The sequence below is a fragment of the Pseudoalteromonas sp. Isolate3 genome, from assembly GCF_022398505.1.
GTDB classification, from domain to species: Bacteria; Pseudomonadota; Gammaproteobacteria; order Enterobacterales; family Alteromonadaceae; genus Pseudoalteromonas; species Pseudoalteromonas apostichopi.
The window spans coordinates 28182-45939 of record NZ_JAKEVN010000012.1 but is presented as its reverse complement, the minus strand read 5'-3'; the positions used below and the strand labels follow the sequence as shown (position 1 = coordinate 45939).

The 17758-nt window shown below is 41.6% G+C and carries 14 protein-coding genes and 1 pseudogene; 8 read left to right on the top strand and 7 right to left on the bottom strand.

Going from position 1 to position 17758, the window contains the following annotated elements; genetic code table 11:
- The 3 genes from L1D46_RS04545 to L1D46_RS04535 all read right to left on the bottom strand — a co-directional run bounded on the left by L1D46_RS04545 (position 1) and on the right by L1D46_RS04535 (position 2614).
- Positions 1–1227, bottom strand: a complete 1227-nt coding sequence (locus tag L1D46_RS04545; RefSeq protein ID WP_239976911.1) for an efflux RND transporter periplasmic adaptor subunit — start codon at positions 1225–1227, stop codon at positions 1–3.
- 74 nt (positions 1228–1301) lie between these two features.
- Complete coding sequence (mutM, locus tag L1D46_RS04540; protein ID WP_239976910.1) at positions 1302–2111, bottom strand: bifunctional DNA-formamidopyrimidine glycosylase/DNA-(apurinic or apyrimidinic site) lyase; 810 nt, start codon at positions 2109–2111, stop codon at positions 1302–1304.
- A gap of 11 nt (positions 2112–2122) precedes the next feature.
- Positions 2123–2614 carry a hypothetical protein gene (locus tag L1D46_RS04535; protein ID WP_178927414.1) on the bottom strand — a complete coding sequence of 164 codons (492 nt, stop codon included), beginning with the start codon at positions 2612–2614 and terminating at the stop codon, positions 2123–2125.
- Positions 2615–2765: 151 nt separating this feature from the next.
- Between L1D46_RS04535 and L1D46_RS04530 the strand changes: the two genes are divergently transcribed.
- Positions 2766–3692, top strand: coding sequence for a manganese-dependent inorganic pyrophosphatase (locus tag L1D46_RS04530; protein WP_130050571.1), 927 nt, complete (start codon positions 2766–2768; stop codon positions 3690–3692).
- A gap of 69 nt (positions 3693–3761) precedes the next feature.
- On the opposite strand, the gene rlmB is transcribed toward L1D46_RS04530, so the two are convergent.
- Both rlmB and rnr read right to left on the bottom strand, forming a co-directional pair.
- The gene (gene rlmB, locus L1D46_RS04525; protein ID WP_054561023.1) at positions 3762–4508 is read right to left on the bottom strand and encodes a 23S rRNA (guanosine(2251)-2'-O)-methyltransferase RlmB; all 747 of its coding nucleotides are present in this window, start codon (positions 4506–4508) and stop codon (positions 3762–3764) included.
- Positions 4505–6985 carry a ribonuclease R gene (gene rnr / locus L1D46_RS04520; RefSeq protein ID WP_239976909.1) on the bottom strand — a complete coding sequence of 827 codons (2481 nt, stop codon included), beginning with the start codon at positions 6983–6985 and terminating at the stop codon, positions 4505–4507. Before rnr ends, rlmB begins: the two co-directional genes overlap by 4 nt.
- A gap of 181 nt (positions 6986–7166) precedes the next feature.
- Between rnr and L1D46_RS04515 the strand changes: the two genes are divergently transcribed.
- The 7 genes from L1D46_RS04515 to queG all read left to right on the top strand — a co-directional run bounded on the left by L1D46_RS04515 (position 7167) and on the right by queG (position 14526).
- Positions 7167–8015, top strand: a complete 849-nt coding sequence (locus L1D46_RS04515; RefSeq protein WP_239976908.1) for a DUF350 domain-containing protein — start codon at positions 7167–7169, stop codon at positions 8013–8015.
- Between the two features lie 20 nt (positions 8016–8035).
- Positions 8036–8854, top strand: a complete 819-nt coding sequence (locus L1D46_RS04510; RefSeq protein WP_239976907.1) for a hypothetical protein — start codon at positions 8036–8038, stop codon at positions 8852–8854.
- Entirely contained in the window at positions 8844–10370 is a 1527-nt protein-coding gene (locus L1D46_RS04505) for a polyamine aminopropyltransferase (protein ID WP_239976905.1), read from the top strand. Before L1D46_RS04510 ends, L1D46_RS04505 begins: the two co-directional genes overlap by 11 nt.
- An 87-nt stretch (positions 10371–10457) precedes the next feature.
- The gene (locus L1D46_RS04500; protein ID WP_130050567.1) at positions 10458–11324 is read left to right on the top strand and encodes a DMT family transporter; all 867 of its coding nucleotides are present in this window, start codon (positions 10458–10460) and stop codon (positions 11322–11324) included.
- Positions 11321–12019, top strand: coding sequence for a glycerophosphodiester phosphodiesterase family protein (locus L1D46_RS04495; protein WP_130050566.1), 699 nt, complete (start codon positions 11321–11323; stop codon positions 12017–12019). Before L1D46_RS04500 ends, L1D46_RS04495 begins: the two co-directional genes overlap by 4 nt.
- An 84-nt stretch (positions 12020–12103) precedes the next feature.
- Positions 12104–13321 (top strand): methyl-accepting chemotaxis protein, encoded by a 1218-nt coding sequence (locus L1D46_RS04490; protein WP_239976926.1) that lies wholly within the window; start codon positions 12104–12106, stop codon positions 13319–13321.
- Between the two features lie 71 nt (positions 13322–13392).
- Positions 13393–14526 carry a tRNA epoxyqueuosine(34) reductase QueG gene (gene queG / locus L1D46_RS04485; protein ID WP_239976925.1) on the top strand — a complete coding sequence of 378 codons (1134 nt, stop codon included), beginning with the start codon at positions 13393–13395 and terminating at the stop codon, positions 14524–14526.
- A 14-nt stretch (positions 14527–14540) separates the two neighbouring features.
- Here queG and L1D46_RS04480 read toward each other — a convergent pair whose 3' ends face one another.
- The gene (locus tag L1D46_RS04480; RefSeq protein WP_130050565.1) at positions 14541–15668 is read right to left on the bottom strand and encodes a response regulator; all 1128 of its coding nucleotides are present in this window, start codon (positions 15666–15668) and stop codon (positions 14541–14543) included.
- A 19-nt stretch (positions 15669–15687) separates the two neighbouring features.
- Positions 15688–17636: pseudogene (locus L1D46_RS04475) on the bottom strand (ATP-binding protein).
- Between the last annotated feature and the right edge of the window lie 122 nt (positions 17637–17758).

Sequence of the window (17758 nt, the reverse complement as noted above, 5' to 3'; positions counted from 1 at the left end):
TTAAGCTCCCTGCTGATTTTTTTCATCATCTTGTTTGTTTGGTTTATCTGGCGCCAGTGGAATATTGTCAGTGTTAGGCGTTATTTGGCGTTTTTCAAACTCTTCTAAAGAAATAGCTTTAACTTGCTGGCCATGGCGAATGCGATGCAAACCTTTAACCACTACTTGCTCACCAGCACTCAAGCCACCGCTGGCAACAATTCCCTGTTCACCGTAATGTTCAACGACAATAAAGCGCCGCTCTATCTCACCTGAATCAAGCACGACCATCACATAAATACCGCCCTGTTCTACTTGTGTAGCTTCCTCAGGAACGACTATAGCATCAGTTAGCTCTGATAATTTAATGCGTGCTTTTGTATATTGCCCAGGTAGCAATTCACTGTTTGGGTTAGGCAGTTTTGCCCGAACTTTGAAAGTACCAGTTTTAGGGCTGATTTTAGGATCAGTAAAGCTCACATCGCCCCAATATCGATACTCGCTGCCATCAGGCAAAGAAATACGTACAAAGCCTTCTAGCGCCTTGCCCTTTTGCTCGGCTTGTAGCTGCTCCATCATGCTGGTCATGCGCCGCTTGGCATTCAAGTAATCAAGTGCCGACATATTAAAATTAACGAAAATAGGGTCTATTTGCTGAATGGTGGTAAGGAGTGAAATACCATTACTGCCGACCAAAGCACCAAGATCGGCTTCAGAGCTGCCAACCATGCCGCTAATTGGTGCCGTAATACGGGTATATTCTAAATCTAGCTTAGTTTCTTCAAGTTCAGCTTGGGTTGCTGATAATGACGCTTGCGCTTGCTCTTGAATAGAAATTGCATTGTCATAGTCGAGTTGGCTTGCTGCGTCTTGCTCGTAAAGGGGTTTTAGACGGGTAACATCTCGCTTTGCTTTAGCAAGCGCCGCTTGGTCTTTTTGTAGTGCAGCTTTAACGCGATTAAGCTTAGCCCGGTAAGGCCTATCATCTATGGTATAGAGTAAATCACCTTCGTTTACCCAGCTACCTTCAACAAACTCAACGCTTTGCACAAAACCAGTAATCCTCGCTCGCACTTCAACATCAAGCGAAGCATCTGTGCGTGCCACGTAATTCCCATACAGAGGCACATCAAACTGCTTAACCTCAGCAGTGACCACTTCTTCAACGATAACTTGAGGTTGTTCTTTAGAGCAACCTACCAGTGCCGCCAAGTACACACATCCTATGACGTATTTGTTTAATAGCATACAACCTTCTCATTCCTTAAGCCTGTCTCTATCTTGCTACCTGTTGCAATACTACATAGATGAAGGGTTCATTGTTATTTTTGACAATTAGAACAATACACTGTGCATCTTTGTCCCAATCTAATTTCTTTTAATGGTTCTTTACAATTTACACATGGCTCACCCTTACGACCATAAACCAGCAATTGCTGGGCAAAATAACCAGGCTTACCATCACTTTGGGCAAAATCTTTTAACGTTGTGCCGCCTTGCGTTATAGCTGCAGCAAGTGTTTCTTTAATAATAGGCACTAATTGCTGATAACGCTTTAAAGACACCTTGCCAGCTTCTCGTTTAGGATGAATTCCAGCCTTAAATAACGACTCATTGGCATAGATATTACCCACGCCAACCACCACAGCGTTATCCATAACAAACTGTTTAATAGGTACTTTTTTATTTCTAGACTGCTCGTAAACACGCTTTGCAGTAAACTCATCTGTTAGCGGCTCTGGTCCGAGCTTGGTCAGCAAAGTATGGCATTCACCTGGCGCTTGCCATAAGCAAGCGCCAAATCGACGCGCGTCGTTCAGCCTTAATGCTTTACCGGAGGCTAAAATAAATTCAATATGATCGTGTTTTTTTAATGGTTCATCAGCACCCACAACACGTAAATTACCCGACATACCTAAGTGCATAATTACACTACCTAGCTCACAACCAAGTAATAAATATTTTGCTCTGCGCTCCACTGAAGTAACTTTAAGTCCTTGTAATTGATATACATCATCAGGCACTGGCCAACGCATACTGGCGTTATGAATATTTACTTTGGTCACTGTTTGGTTAAGCACATGCGGCGTTATTCCCAAACGGCTAACTTCAACTTCTGGTAATTCAGGCATCTGTGACTCTCTTAAAACGGATATAACGGAAATAACTTAGCTGCATCAGCTTGTTCAAGCTCAAATACCCGTTGTAATCGCTTATCTAATAAATAGTATTGCTGATCTATATTGTACAATTGGTACACTGCAGGCAACTGCTCCCCGGCTAACCACACTGAAGCAACATAATCAGCCGACGTCTGTGAAATTTTACTAACAGGAAGACTGGCAATAGTTAGTTGCTGATGCTGCCACAGCTCAACAAGTTGCTCGAGCTGCTGCTCATCGCCTTGCCATGTGGTTTCGTGCAGTGATTGGCTACGCCAAGAGGTGCCGATACGCTCAATTTTTAATTCTGGAAAGGCCATTGCCAAAATGAAGCTTTGCTCTGGGAGTAATGCTTGTACTCCTTCTTCAACGGGCTGTGTATTGAGCTTTTTATGGAGGCCATTGAAGAAAAAAATCATCAATAGCATCGAAATAATCACCACATTATTCCATGCTTTTCGGCTCAAGCGCATCAGTATCTTCCTCAGTTTTCAATATCTTAAAGTGTAACCAAAAAGGGCATTAATTGGCAGTTGTAATTGATCAACAAAATTTCATGTCTGTTATGTATCAATCTGTCGATACTTTGCTAAAATATCCGCCAAATTTAAAGGAGTTCCGTCAATGTCAATGTATGTAGTGGGTCATAAGATCCCTGATTCAGATTCAATTTGCGGTGCAATTGCGCTTGCTTACTTAAAAAACCAGATCAATGAACCTGCGATCCCGACGCGTTTAGGTGAAGTATCGCCTGAAACACAATTTATTCTAGATAAATTCGGTTTCGAAGCACCTGAGCTAAAACTTAGCTATGCAGGCGAAGACGTTTATATTGTTGACCACACAGAAAAAACACAAGCACCTGATGACATCGATGAAGCACGTGTTGTGGGTGTTGTTGATCACCACAAACTAGGCGACTTAACATCGTCAACACCACTTGAGTGTTGGATCCGCCCAGTTGGTTGTTCAAACACTATCATCAAAATGATGTATGACTTCTACAACGTAGAAATTCCAAAAGATATCGCTGGCATCATGTTATGCGCTATCTTAAGCGACACTGTGATCTTTAAATCACCAACATGTACAACGGCAGACATCAAGTGTGTTGAAGCACTTGCTGAAATCGCTGGCATCGAAGATTTCAAAGAGCTTGGCATGGAAATGTTCAAGGTTAAATCAGCTGTTGAAGGCACTCCAGCACGTGATTTAGTTATGCGTGACTTTAAAGACTTCAACATGAACGGTAAGCTAGTAGGTATTGGCCAGCTAGAAGTTATCGACCTTGCTGTATTTGATGAAATCAAAGCAGACCTTGAAGCTGACATCGCAAAGCTTAAAGAAGAAGGCGGTCGACACTCAGTATTACTACTGTTAACTGATATCATGAAAGAAGGCTCAGAAATGCTAATTTCGTCTGATGACGTATCAGTAATCGAAGCTGCCTATGATGCTAAATCAGAAGATGGTCGCGTTTGGTTAGATGGCGTATTAAGCCGTAAGAAGCAAGTAGTACCACCACTACAAGGCGCTTTCGCAAAAATCTAATCTAAACTATTAGATATAAAAAAGCCGATGTATCATCGGCTTTTTTTGTGTCTGAAATTTTCGCGGTAGTTAGATTTGCGTTGCATTACGCTGACGTAACACTTCAAATAAACAAATACCGGTCGCAACTGACACATTTAAACTAGATACCGAACCAGCCATTGGGATTTTAACTAATAGATCACAATGCTCACGAGTAAGGCGGCGCATACCATCACCTTCTGCCCCCATAACAACAGCCATTGGCCCAGTTAGATTTGCATCGAATAACTCAGTATCAGTTTCACCGGCAGTGCCAACAACCCAGACACCTGCGTCTTTAATTTCACGTAACGTACGCGCAAGATTAGTGACTTGTACCAATGGCACTGTTTCGGCTGCACCGCACGCTACTTTACGCGCTGTGCCGTTGAGTTTTGCAGATTTATCTTTAGGAACGATGATCGCGTGTACGCCAGCAGCATCAGCACTACGTAAACATGCACCTAAATTATGCGGATCAGTAATGCCATCAAGCACCAATAAGAAAGGCGTTTCTTCACGGGCTATGATCTCATCAAGATCTTTTTCGTTATACATACGCGCTGCTTTTACATTAGCGATAATGCCTTGGTGCTGCTCACCATTTGCTTTGTTATCAAGCGCTTTACGCTGCATAAATTGTACAGAAATACCGAATTTACGTGCTTGGTCAATAACCGGGTTTAAACGTTTATCTTCACGCCCTTTTAAAGCGTATATTTCTAAAAAGCGCTCAGGCTCTTTTGCTAATATTGCTTCAACTGAGTGAAAACCAAAAATTAATTCATTACTCACGTATTATTTGCTCCTCGGCTACTTTGTTTGCGGGCATTCTTACCCGGTCTTTTTGCCTTTTTGGTGGCTTTTTTCTTACTCTTCTTCTTGCCAGCTTTTACAGCATCAGCTTGTTTACTATTGGGCTTTTTTCGCCCTTTAGAAGAAGGAGAAGACTTGCCACGTTTTTCGTTCTCTTTGTCGCCTGATTTTGCCTCAGGGCGGCTAGATTGTGCTTTTTTACCAGGAATTTTACCTGCTTTAAGCTGTGCACGAACACTTGGTTTTGACGATGCACTACGACGACGCGCATAACGGTCTTGTTGCGCTTCACCGGCTAACACTAAATTTATGCGTCGCTCATCAAGACTTACAGATGAAACCTGAACCGTTACTTTATCGCCTAAACGATAAACGGTATGTGTTTGTTCGCCAATCAAGCAATGCTTAGCACCATCGTAGTGGAAGTATTCATTACCTAAATTGGTTACATGGATCATACCGTCAATTTGTAAGTCGTCTAAGCGCACAAATAAACCAAAGTTAGTCACCGATGAGATCACCCCACCAAATTCGTCACCAACATGGTCTTGCATATATTCACATTTGAGCCAATCAGCTACTTCGCGAGTTGCATCATCTGCACGGCGTTCAGTGGTTGAACACTGCTCACCTAAAATATCAACTTCGTCATCAGTGTATGCATATTCACCGGATGTTTGCTGACCTTGTGCTTTAAGCACTGCTTTGATTGCACGGTGTACTACCAAATCAGGGTAACGACGAATAGGTGATGTAAAGTGCGCATAGGCCGGTAAAGCTAAACCAAAGTGGCCAATATTATCAGGCTGATAAACCGCTTGCTTCATCGAGCGTAGCAACATGGTTTGAATAAGCTCAGCTTCTGGGCGGTCGCCTAGTTTTGCCAACACTTGGGTGATTTCTTTTGGTGTTGGTTCATCAGAAATCGCACTTTCGATGCCAAGCTCTGATAAAAAGTTTCTGAAAAAGCCAAGCTTTTCAGCATCTGGTTCATCATGTACACGATAAAGCGCACTCGCCTCGTGCTTTTCTAATAAACGTGCTGCCGATACGTTCGCTAAAATCATGCACTCTTCGATAAGTTTGTGTGCATCATTACGAACCACAGGCACAATTGATTCGATCTTACGATGTGCATTAAACACAAAGCGCGTTTCTAAGGTTTCAAACTCAATCGCACCACGGTCTTGGCGAGCAGCTTTAAGTGCCATGTACATTTGCTGTAAGTCAGTTAAATGTGGCACCATTTGGGCGTACTCTTCACGCAGCTTTTCATCGCCTTGTAAAATCGCATTCACTTTAGTGTAGGTAAAACGAGCGTGTGAATTCATCACCGCTTCGTAAAATTTATACCCAGACAACTTACCCGCTTCTGACACCGTCATCTCAGCAACCATACATAAACGGTCAACTTCTGGGTTCAATGAGCACAAGCCATTCGATAGCACTTTTGGCAGCATCGGAATAACTTGCTCAGGGAAATAAACTGAGTTACCACGTTCAATCGCTTCTTTATTCAGAGGCGTATTCATACCTACGTAGTGCGACACATCGGCAATAGCTACCCATAAACGCCAACCACCTGATGGTTTGCGCTCACAGTAAACGGCATCATCAAAGTCACGGGCATCTTCACCGTCGATTGTAACTAGCGGTAAGTCACGTAAATCAACGCGACCTTGCTTTGCTTGTTCATCAACAAACTCACCTAAATGAGCAACTTGCTTTTCAACCGCTTCTGGCCAAACGTGGGGAATATCGTGATTGCGTAGTGCAACTTCAATTTCCATACCCGGTGCTAAGTGCTCACCCAGTACCTCAGTGACTTTGCCTACCGCATTCATATGTCGGCTTGGGTTTTGGGTAATTTGCACCTGCACCATTTGGTTGTGGCGCGCGCCATTTTCACTACCCGGTAGTATCATAATATCTTGCGTTATACGTGGGTCTTCTGCCACGACAACAGCAATACCATGCTCAACAAAATAGCGACCAACAATCGGGGCCCGTTCATTGGTCAGTACCTTAATGATACGTGCATCGCATTTACCACTTGAGCCTTTACGATTGCCTTTAGCAAGCACAATGTCACCGTGCAACACCATATTCATTTGGTGCTTTGCGATAAACCAATCTTTACTCTCACCTTCAACTTCTAAAAAGCCGAATCCGTCACGATGACCAATGACCTTGCCTTTAACAAGGCCTGATTCATCTATCAACGCGTAGCATTTAAACTTATTGAAATACAGTTGACCATCGCGCTCCATAGCACGTAAACGACGTTTAAACGCAATTTGACGCTCTGTATCATTCACTTGTAATTCATCACAAAGTTGCGTGAAGTTTGCTGGTTTGGCGCGAGATTCTAAGTGAGTAAGTATAAACTCACGGCTAGGGACGGGGTTTTCGTACTTTTCTTGTTCTCGACTGAGATTGGGATCCTGTTTTGACATTCACTATCTTGTTAGTTGGTTATGTTGTTATTTTAACCCATAACCTAACAATGAGACAGGCAAAAGCTATGAAACTTTTAAGAAATTGATTAATTCTGCCAAAAATGAAGCTTTGATATTCTTTGCAACAAACACTCTGTGTTAATATTTTCGGAAAATAACAACAAGCTAACATAATTATATGGATATTAACTTAACCCACTACCTCGCAACGATGGCCTATAACAGCGCCTACATTGGTCTGTTCATTGCAATCATCGCCCTTGCAAAGCTATCGTATAATTTAGCGACCCCTTATAACACCACCAGCCAGTTAACCGATAATGCCAACAGTGCTTTAGGTTTATCTATTGGCGGCTACTTAGGGGCAATTACCATTATTTATGGCTTTGTTTTAGCTGGACCTAGCCAAGGTTTGCTAAGTGATTTAATGAATGTATCACTGTACAGCGTATTAGGTATGGTGCTGCTGACTTGCTCACGTATTTTAAATGACAAATTACTGCTGCGTTTGTTCTGTAACCAAGAGCAATTAATTAACCAACAAAACGAGGCTGTAGGCCTAGTACAAGCGGCAAACTATATGGCCGCGGCACTGATTATTGGTGGCGCATTAACCGGAGAAGGCACCTGGTTATCGGCCATTGTGTTTTACTTTTTAGGGCAACTAATGCTGATCATTTTTGCCAAAGGCTATGATCACCTCACTGCTTTTAATCTTCATGAACAGCTCGAAAAAGGCAACAAAGCCGTTGCACTTAGCTTTTCTGGCACCATGTTGGCGTTAGCTATTATCTTGTGTCATGCGCTCATTGGTGGCTTTCATACTTGGCAACAGAGCTTAAGCTTATTCTTTATTGACGCATTATTTGGCTTTTTAATTTTACCAATTGTGCGTTACCTCGTTGATAAAATTATCTTTAGCAAAATTTCGCTCGACCAAGCAATGCACGACAAAAACACTGCTGTTGCGGTTATTGAAAGCAGCATTGCAATCTGTGTAGCTGTTATCATCACTATCGCTATTTAAGCTTATTTATGGAGTAATGGATGAACATCTATAAGCTTTTTATAATTGCCGCTATCACATTTGTTGTTTGCTTAGTGATACGTGCAGATCTACAAGCGCCACTTATTAGTGGCCAATATGGCAACTTTAAAGACTACGACGGACAAGACAAAGCCTACCTATTTACAGTGCCAGAAGATGGCCAAATGATGCGCTTAGAAATAAAAGGCAGACTGCCTTTAAACTCATGGAAAGCCATTGATATCGAAATTTTTGACCCTGATGGTCACTATTTATTTAGTTACTCTGATGAACTTTGGGCTGAAACCGGACACGATTCAGATGGTAAATGGACTGAGTACCGTGACTATACTCACCACGATGTTCACTTCCCTAAAAAGGGACAATATAGCGCCTACGTCAGCAGTACTTTCGGCCCAAATAAACGTGCCGAACATTTCAGCTATACATTTCGTATTATCCCAATCAAAGGTAACAGCAATTTCATGCTACCGCTGTTATGGATTTCTGGTTTTATTGGTGGTGTAGCGCTGTTTGTAATGCTGCATCGTTTAGAGGCAAAGCGTGAAGGAACTGATATCACTTATAAGCCAATCAATAAGTTAAATCCTGAAGCTATAAAAGCAATGGAATCACGTATCTCAGTTTGGCCTATTGTCTTACTGTTTTTAGCCCCCGTGCTCTTCTTTTCTTTCTTGGCATATGGCAAAGGTGACAAAGAGCAAGATTGGCAAGTTTACTCCTATCACCACCTCACAATAAGCGTTGATAAACAATTACGTGAACAAAGTATTGGTAGTGCAGGTTTCCGTTCACGAGGCGGCCCAGGTGGTAAATAAATCAATTCGCGAAAGCCACATTTTACTGTTTAGTATTTTTGTTGCTGGCCTTTGCTCTATTATCTATGAGCTACTGATTGCAACTACCGGTGCCTACTTTTTGGGTGATAGCATCACCCAATTTTCCCTGACAATTGGCGTCTATATGGCGGCAATGGGAGTTGGCTCTTATTTTTCGCGTTTTGTGCCTGATAAGCCATTGCTGGTGTATTTTATTGGTTTTGAGCTACTGCTTGCACTACTTGGCGGCTTGAGTGTGCCATTACTGTATTTCTGTTATGCGTTTGGCTTACCACTGCAAGCAATTAGTATTTTACTCACCACGTTAATAGGGGTTTTGATTGGCTTAGAAATTCCGCTTTTAAGTCGCCTAATGGAAAAACATTATGCGCTAAAAGCAAACCTCGCCAACGTGTTATCTATTGACTACTTTGGTGCACTACTCGCGACGTTACTGTTTCCTTTTTTATTTTTACCTTGGCTTGGGGTTTTTAAAACAGCCCTAAGCTTTGGCTTAATGAATCTGAGTATTGCGCTATTATTGCTGTGGTACTTTATCGACCATATCAGCCCAAACCGTCGAAAAGTACTGAGGCTCACTCTTGTTTTAGTTAGCTCAATATTGGTGCTTTGTTTATTTGCCAGTAAACAGCTCACCCATCTTTGGCAAAGCCAAATCTACGATGACCGTGTTGTACACTCAGAACAAACGCCCTACCAACAAATTGTACTGACTCGTCATAAAAATGATATTCGGCTTTATTTAAACGGTGGCTTACAGTTTTCATCGATTGATGAGTATCGCTATCACGAAGCGCTTATTCATCCCGCTATGGTGCGCCATGGTAATGCCAAACGTATTCTCATTTTAGGCGGTGGCGATGGCTTAGCAGCGAGAGAACTTTTGAAATACCCGCAAGTAGAGTCTATTACCCTCGTCGATTTAGACCCAGCAGTCGCTAGGCTTGCGCAAACTAATCACAACCTCACAACACTTAACAAGCACTCACTCAGTGACCCTAAAGTGACTGTTATTCATCAAGATGCCTATGTCTTTATTGAGCAAAGCGAACAGCTGTTCGATATTATTTTTATTGATTTACCGGATCCAAAAGCAATCAATTTAGCACGGCTTTATAGCCAGCAGTTTTATCAACTGGTAAAAACACGAATGCTAAATAACGGTATTGTGGTAACCCAAGCTACCAGTCCATTTTTTGCGAAACAGGCATTTTGGTCTATCAACAACACGCTCAGTGCTGCAGGCTTTGCTCATACCTTGCCTTATCACTTGAATGTGCCTTCTTTTGGTGAATGGGGCTTTGTTATGGCTTGCAACTTAATGTGTAGCAACCACCAAGTATTGCCTGTTAACACCCGCTATTACCGCCCTGAAAATGACGCACAACTGTTTATTTTTACTCCAGACATTAGCGCTAGCAATGAAAAAGTATCGACACTTGATGAGCCAAATGTGCTGCACTATTACTTACAAGGTTGGAAATATTGGAACTAAACGAATGGATTAGCCCATTTGGGGAGTTTACAAAGTAAAGGATTACCGTTAAAAAGAGAGTTAATAACAACAATAATAAGGTTTGTAATGCAGGCGCACAAACAAAGCCTAATGTACTTACACATTGCAGTACTCCTATTTGGTGGTACTGCATTATTCGCCAAGCTGGTTAGCCTGAGTGCATTAGATATTACCGTTTACCGAACAGCAATTGCAGGCTGTGCGCTACTGGTCTTACTCGCATTGCAAAAGAAAGCCATCAAGCTTCACTCTCGTCGTGATTATCTTATAGCCTTATTACTTGGTGTAACTGTCGGAATTCATTGGCTCACCTACTTTGCAGGCATGCAATTGGCAGGTATTGCTGTCGGTATGATTGCCTTTTTTACTTACCCTGTTATCACGGTGTTTTTAGAGCCTTTTTTTCATGGCAGCAAACCGCAGCTCAAGGATATTTTTAGCGCCTTGGTGGTGATGCTGGGTATTTATTTACTTATTCCTGATGCCAGCTTAGGCAATGATGTAACCTTAGGAATTGCAATTGGTATATTATCAGCGTTCTTTTTTGCTTTTAGGAATATCGTTCACAAGCGTTATTTTAGTCAATATGGTGGCCCACAAACCATGCTTTATCAAACGTGGATCGCCTGCATTATGTTATGCGCCTTTGTAGAAGTGCCGCCATTACAAGTTGATACAATTAATTGGCTGTTATTAATTACTGTAGGGGTTATTTTTACAGCAGCACCGCATTCACTGTTTGCAGCAAGTTTAAAAAACTTATCAGCTTCAACCGCTGGTTTGATATCGTGTTTGCAACCTCTATACGGTACGTTTTTCGCTTTTTTGATTTTGCATGAGCAACCTTCAATTAGCACTCTTATTGGCGGCGCACTGGTGATTAGTGCCGCTTTTTATGAAACATGGTCAGTGACTCGCAGGTATAAGCAATGATGAAAGTTTTCGCTCACAGAGGTGCCAGTGGTACCTACCCAGAAAATACCCAGAGCGCCATTATCGCCGCTGTAGACTTGGCAGTAGATGGTATCGAAATTGATGTGCAAAGCTGCCTTGATGATTACATGATTATTCATGACACTTGGCTTGATCGCACAACCTCAGGTCGCGGTAAAGTAAACGCCTGCTCAAAAGAGCAAATTCAGCAATACGATGCAGGAAATGGCGAATGTGTGCCGACTTTACAGCAAGCAATCGATTGGGTTGGTGATAAAACCCTACTTAATCTAGAGCTCAAACATACTTTTTCGTTAGACAAGTTTGTTGAGCTTATTGAGTCAAATGTCAGTACCGGGAAAATTTCTAGGGATAACCTGTTAGTCTCTTCTTTCGATCATCACCAACTGATGTGGCTAAAGCAAAAACTGCCTTGGGTAAAGATTGGCGCACTTACCGCTTCTATTCCTATTAATTACAGCGAGTTTGCGCAAAAACTCCATGCCTATAGCATTCATGTAGATAAAAACTTTATAAACCATGAATTTGTTGCTGATGCAAAACAACGCGGCCTTCAAGTTTATGCTTACACGGTCGATAAAGTAGAAGATATCGAATTAATGCTAGAGTATGGCGTAGATGGTATTTTTACTAATTTTCCATGTCATACACAAATGACACTACAGTCACTGTAACTCAACAAAACTAAGCTATACTGTTGAATTATGTGACATTGAATAATAAAAAATTACGCCAAAATGAATCAACACACCACCTTAATGAGTAGCTATATGCGCATTTACAATTTTATCGAACAAACATTCTTTTACACCCTTACACGTAAGATTGTCGGTAATTTAGGTTTTGTGTTTGCGTTTCAAGCGATTACTTTGATCTGGTTATACAGCAGTCTTTCAGAACAACAAGCGAGTATGGGGCTGTTTTGGTTGATGGCGCTCATTATCGTCGCGAGTTTTATTTTTACTATTTTCTACATGCGTTTTTTGATTGTACGACCGGTGCAGGCCATGCGCGATACGCTAGAGCAAATTAATCGCCATGATGCTGATTTATCTGCCAAACTCCCACATTTTACCTATGATGAGTTTCGTGATTTAAGTGAGCAGTACAATACATTTACGACTCATTTAGCAAAACTATTAGCCACCACTTATCAAAGCGCTCAAGCCAGTGCCGATAGTAGCTCTAAGATGACTCATTCAATGCAGCAAACCGCAGAAATGAGCCACCAGCAAATAAAATTCAGCCAAACCATTACTGATTCAAGTAATCAAATAACATCAAGCCTTGAGAATATCTCTGCCAATACTGACAGCGTTCATCACGTTAATAATGAACACTTAAACTTTGTTAAGCACTCGGCCACTGAGTTATCGGCGCTGGTTAAAAAAGTCGCGATGATAAGCCAAATTTTGGGGAACTTCTCAGCGACAGTATCTGGCCTCAAAGAAAACAGTGAAAATATTCGCACTATTTTAAAAATGGTCGAAGAGTTTTCGGATCAAACCAATTTGCTTGCTCTCAATGCTGCAATTGAAGCAGCACGAGCTGGTGAAGCCGGCCGTGGTTTTGCTGTGGTTGCCGATGAAGTCAGATCGCTATCTGTCAAAGTGAACGACGCAACCCGCCAGATCAGTGACTTTATTAATCAAATGAATAGTCTGGTAAGCGAAACAAATAAAGAATCTGAGCAATTAATTAGCCATTCGAGTGAAGCTGAAACCGCGATTAGTAATACCTCTACAGGTTTTACTAATATGCTTGGTGAATTTGAGCAAAATCAACAGCAACTGCAGCAAATTGTTAGCGCAGTGCACTTATTAGAGCAAACCCAAACCCACACTCATCAAACGGTTGAGCAAATAGTTGCTTTAGGCGAGCAAGCGAAACAACAAATTGATGAATCACTCGCGGATTGCCAACAGTCGCACAAACTAAGCCAACAAACCCAAGAGCAATTAAAACGCTTTGTGTAATCGGCTTTTAACTGCTGCTCTGAGTCAAACTATGTTAAAGTAGCCGCTTCTTGGCTACTTTTTTATTGACCGTGACAACACCCGCTATTGATTATGAACAACTCGCACTGCAAATAAAGCAATGGGGTAAAGACCTTGGCTTTGCAGAAGTCGGGATCACTGATATTGACCTAACTAAGCACGAAGCTCAGCTACAACGCTGGTTAGATTTAGGCTATCACGGTGAGATGGAATACATGGCAGCCCATGGTATGAAGCGAGCGCGCCCTGCAGAGCTGGTCTCTGGCACGCAGCGAGTCATCTCAGTAAAAATGAACTACCTGCCGCCTGATGCGAGTTTTGCTAAAAACCTTAAACAAACCGACAAAGCGTACATCAGTCGCTATGCATTAGGTCGTGATTATCACAAGTTAATTCGTAACCGTTTGAAAAAGTTAGGCCAGCAAATAGAGCAGCAAGTTGGCCAGCTCGGTTTTCGTCCTTTTGTTGACTCAGCCCCCGTGCTTGAAAGGCAACTGGCCGAAAAAGCAGGCTTAGGTTGGCGTGGAAAACATAGTTTATTAATCAATAAAGAAGCGGGCTCTTGGTTTTTCTTAGGTGAGCTGTTTGTTGATATACCGCTGCCTATTGATGAAGAAAATAGTTTTGAAGGTTGCGGTAAATGTGTTGCCTGTATGACACTGTGCCCAACTGGTGCAATTGTCGAGCCTTATGTAGTTGATGCCCGTAAATGTATTTCTTACCTTACTATTGAGTTGCAAGGCGCTATTCCAGAAGAGTATCGCCCACTATTAGGTAATCGCGTCTATGGCTGTGATGACTGCCAGTTAGTGTGCCCATGGAATCGCTATGGTCAGCTCACCGATGAAGCTGACTTTCACCCAAGAAAGCAGCTTAAAGATCAAGACTTACTGACTTTATTTGCATGGGATGAAGCAACCTTTCTTAAAAATACCGAAGGCAGCCCTATTCGCCGTATTGGCCACGAGCGTTGGTTAAGAAACCTAGCAGTAGGACTCGGTAACGCTGATTACCACGAGCAAATAATCGAGGCTTTAGAGCAAAGATTAACCACAGCTACGCCTTTAGTCGCAGAGCATATCGAGTGGGCACTTGCTCAACAAAAAAATAAGCGCCAGTTAAAGCTTCGTAAAACTGCGCGCTTAATTCGTATTGTTGAAAAAGGTCTGCCAAGAGATGCTTGATAGCTAGCTTTACTCTATCGTTTTAATAATTGCGATAGGTCATTCTCAATCTCTTTAAAAGCCACTTTTACGCCTTTAACCGACTCTTCACGGGCCACTGAGTTTTGAATGGTTTCGTCGACCTTTTGGTAGATAAACACCTCTTGATCTTCATCTAAGCCCATGGTCGGTATACGTTGCTCTAAATCTTCTTGAAGCTGCTTAAAAATCGCTTCGTTATTGATACGGTTTTCGTTTAAAAGCTCAATCAAGCCAGTAAATTTACTATGCACCTTACTCACGGCATCATTCAATTGTTGTTGCTGCTCAAGGAGCTCTTTTTTTGTAATAATCGCTTTAAGCTGCTGCTCAGTAACACTCACTAAAAAGCAAATATGATCTCGAATTCGACCGTGTTTATCTGGATCTTGCTCCGGCATGTTCAAGATAAGCAAACTAATCATTTCATAGTTAACTAAAATCCGATTTGAGAACTCATGCAAACGCCCTTTACTTTTCAGCATTTCAAACAGCTCGATCACAATTGGCGAACACACACCCGACACCGAAAAATGTAATATTTCATTATGTAACCGAAACTCAACGTTACTTTGCAACTCAAATGCGCTTAGGCAATTTAAAAAGGCTCTACCGAGTTCTTGTTCATTATCAATCGAGCCTATATGCTCTATATAGTTAACAATTTGACCCATTTCGCTGCTATTTGCCATAGCATTAAATGCAGTTGAAGTCGCATCTTCAACTTGCTGTTCTAGCGATTCTTTTTCAATCAGCACTTGATTTAAATGCTGTAGCTTAAGCTTGAGCTCATTATGGCTAAATGGCTTCACAATGTAGTCTTCTGCTCCGACGGAGTAGCCTTCCATGCGCTCCTCAACAGTGCCTCTGGCTGAGACAAACATCACAATAATTTTTTGCGTATTGGGGTTTTCTTTCAGCTTACGGCATACGTCATAACCACTCATTTGTGGCATACTCACATCAAGTAAAATCACTTGTGGGTCGAACTTCTCTACGACTTCTAAACATTCAGGGCCGCTATTAACCATTTTCAACTCAAATTCAAGATCCTCTAAGATCTCTTCAATTATCTCTAAATTAAATGGTTCATCATCTACCGCTAAAATACGTTTCAAGGCCATAATTATCTCTTCCCTTTTATTAATTGATCGATATAGATTGCTGCTCGTTTGCCAAGTGTTGCGGCAAGTCTATTTCTAAGGGTAACCGCACCAAAATAGTGGCGCCCCCGTACTCATTGTTACTTGCCGAAATAGTGCCTTGATGTAAGGCTACAAATTCACGACAAATAGCTAATCCAAGCCCGGTGCCTCCCGCACCACTGTTGGTTTTACTACTTTGCTCAAACTTAGCAAAAATCTTTTCGAGCTCTTGTTCAGGAATACCTATTCCTCGGTCAATAACAGCGATTTCGGCCATCTGCTCATTGACCGCTAAACTAATATCAATTTCACTATTCGGTTCACTAAATTTCAGTGCATTACCTATCAAGTTACGCATAATTTGGTTCACTTGTTCTTCGTCGCAATCAAGCACAATACCTTGTTCAAAACCTATCGGCCGAATTGTTATATTTCTTTCAAGGGCTGTGCCTGACACATCATCAATACTAGTTTTTATAATATTGCTTAAGGTATGCTTGCGAGGATTGAAAGGGAATTTCCCGACATCAAGTTTCGATAGATCGAGCAAGTTATTTAGAAGCGACAATAATCGCTCACCACTTTGCTCAATTCTCGATAGATATTTGTTTAACTTGTCTTTACTTAAGTCATCATTGGCAATTTTATCAAGCCCAAACCGAGCAAAGCTAAGAATTGAATGCATGGGGGTTCTTAGCTCATGAGACATATTAGCCAAAAACTCAGATTTACTATGGCTTGCTGCTTCAGCCACATTTTTAGCATGCTCTAGCTGTGCGGTACGTGCTTTAACCTCTTCTTCAAGTAAGTCTTTAGCTTCAACGAGTAAATCTTCTTTCTCTTTAAGGTGCGTTACATTTTTAAAGATCACCGCTAATGCTATTTCACCATGATGATCAATTTCGTTAAACGAGCCAACTAAAGGTACCTCGCTACCATTTTTCTTAAGTAGTCGTAAGTCACAACTAAATTGACGATTTTTATTTAAAGTCGCGATCTTATCTTTAATTCGCTCAGTTGAAGCAACATCAAAAACTCAAATACCGAGCAATTCTCAAACTCTTTTAACGGTTTTTCAAAAAGCTGCTCACAGGCGTCGTTAGTTTCTATAACCTTACCACCGCGTTCAAATAAAATAATGGCATCTGGGGTATGTTTAAAAATGACCCGAAGTAAACTGTCTTTTTCAATGAGTGCATCAACGGTATTTTGCAAACGCTCAACTAATTCAGTGTTGTGGCGTCTTAATAATTCGGTTTGCCAAAGTTTATGTACTGATTGCAATAAACTATTATCATCAACCGGCTTAATAAGAACATCTTCCACCCCTTGGCGAATAGCCGCTACCATTGAGACTTGGTCAGGCTTTGAGGTATAAAGCAAGCAACGACTATTTGGCTGATGTGTTTTGAGCTTATTAAAGAGCTCAAGGCCTGTACCATTAGGAAAAGTAAAATCGCTGATGAGTAAATCAATATTGTGCTCTTTAAAAACATCCAGAGCTGATGCTGTGTTATCTGCGGTGTAAGTTTTAATATGTGCCCCTTTGAGATTTAGGGCAACTTGAGCCAAACGCTCTGCGCAATGGTCAACAAGAAGTACTGTAGGAAGTTGAAGAATATTGTTACTTTCTAACTCAAGCACCCCCTCTAATAAAGAGCTAATTTCTTTATTTGCAAAAAAGGGGTAAATCACCACAGCATTAGGTAACAAGCGATTTACTTCACTAAAATGTTCAAGTAAATCACTACGCTGCGCTTTAGGCGCTAACAGCAAGAAGTGCTCTTGTGAGAATACCCCCATTAGCGTTTTAATAACTGTGGTTGGCACACCATGAGACGCAGCCACAAGATCAAAGTCTTGTTCTAGAACAGCATCATCAACCATCGCAAAATGTAATAGCTCGACCTTACAACCAATGAGCTCAAGTAGAACCTTGACCCGCATTGCTAAAACACTATTGCTATCAACAATTAAAATTCTTCGCACAGTAGACTAGACTCGATCAATAATAAATACCTATTTTAGCGTAGCCTAAAATCGCAATGGGTCACAATTTGTACCGAATT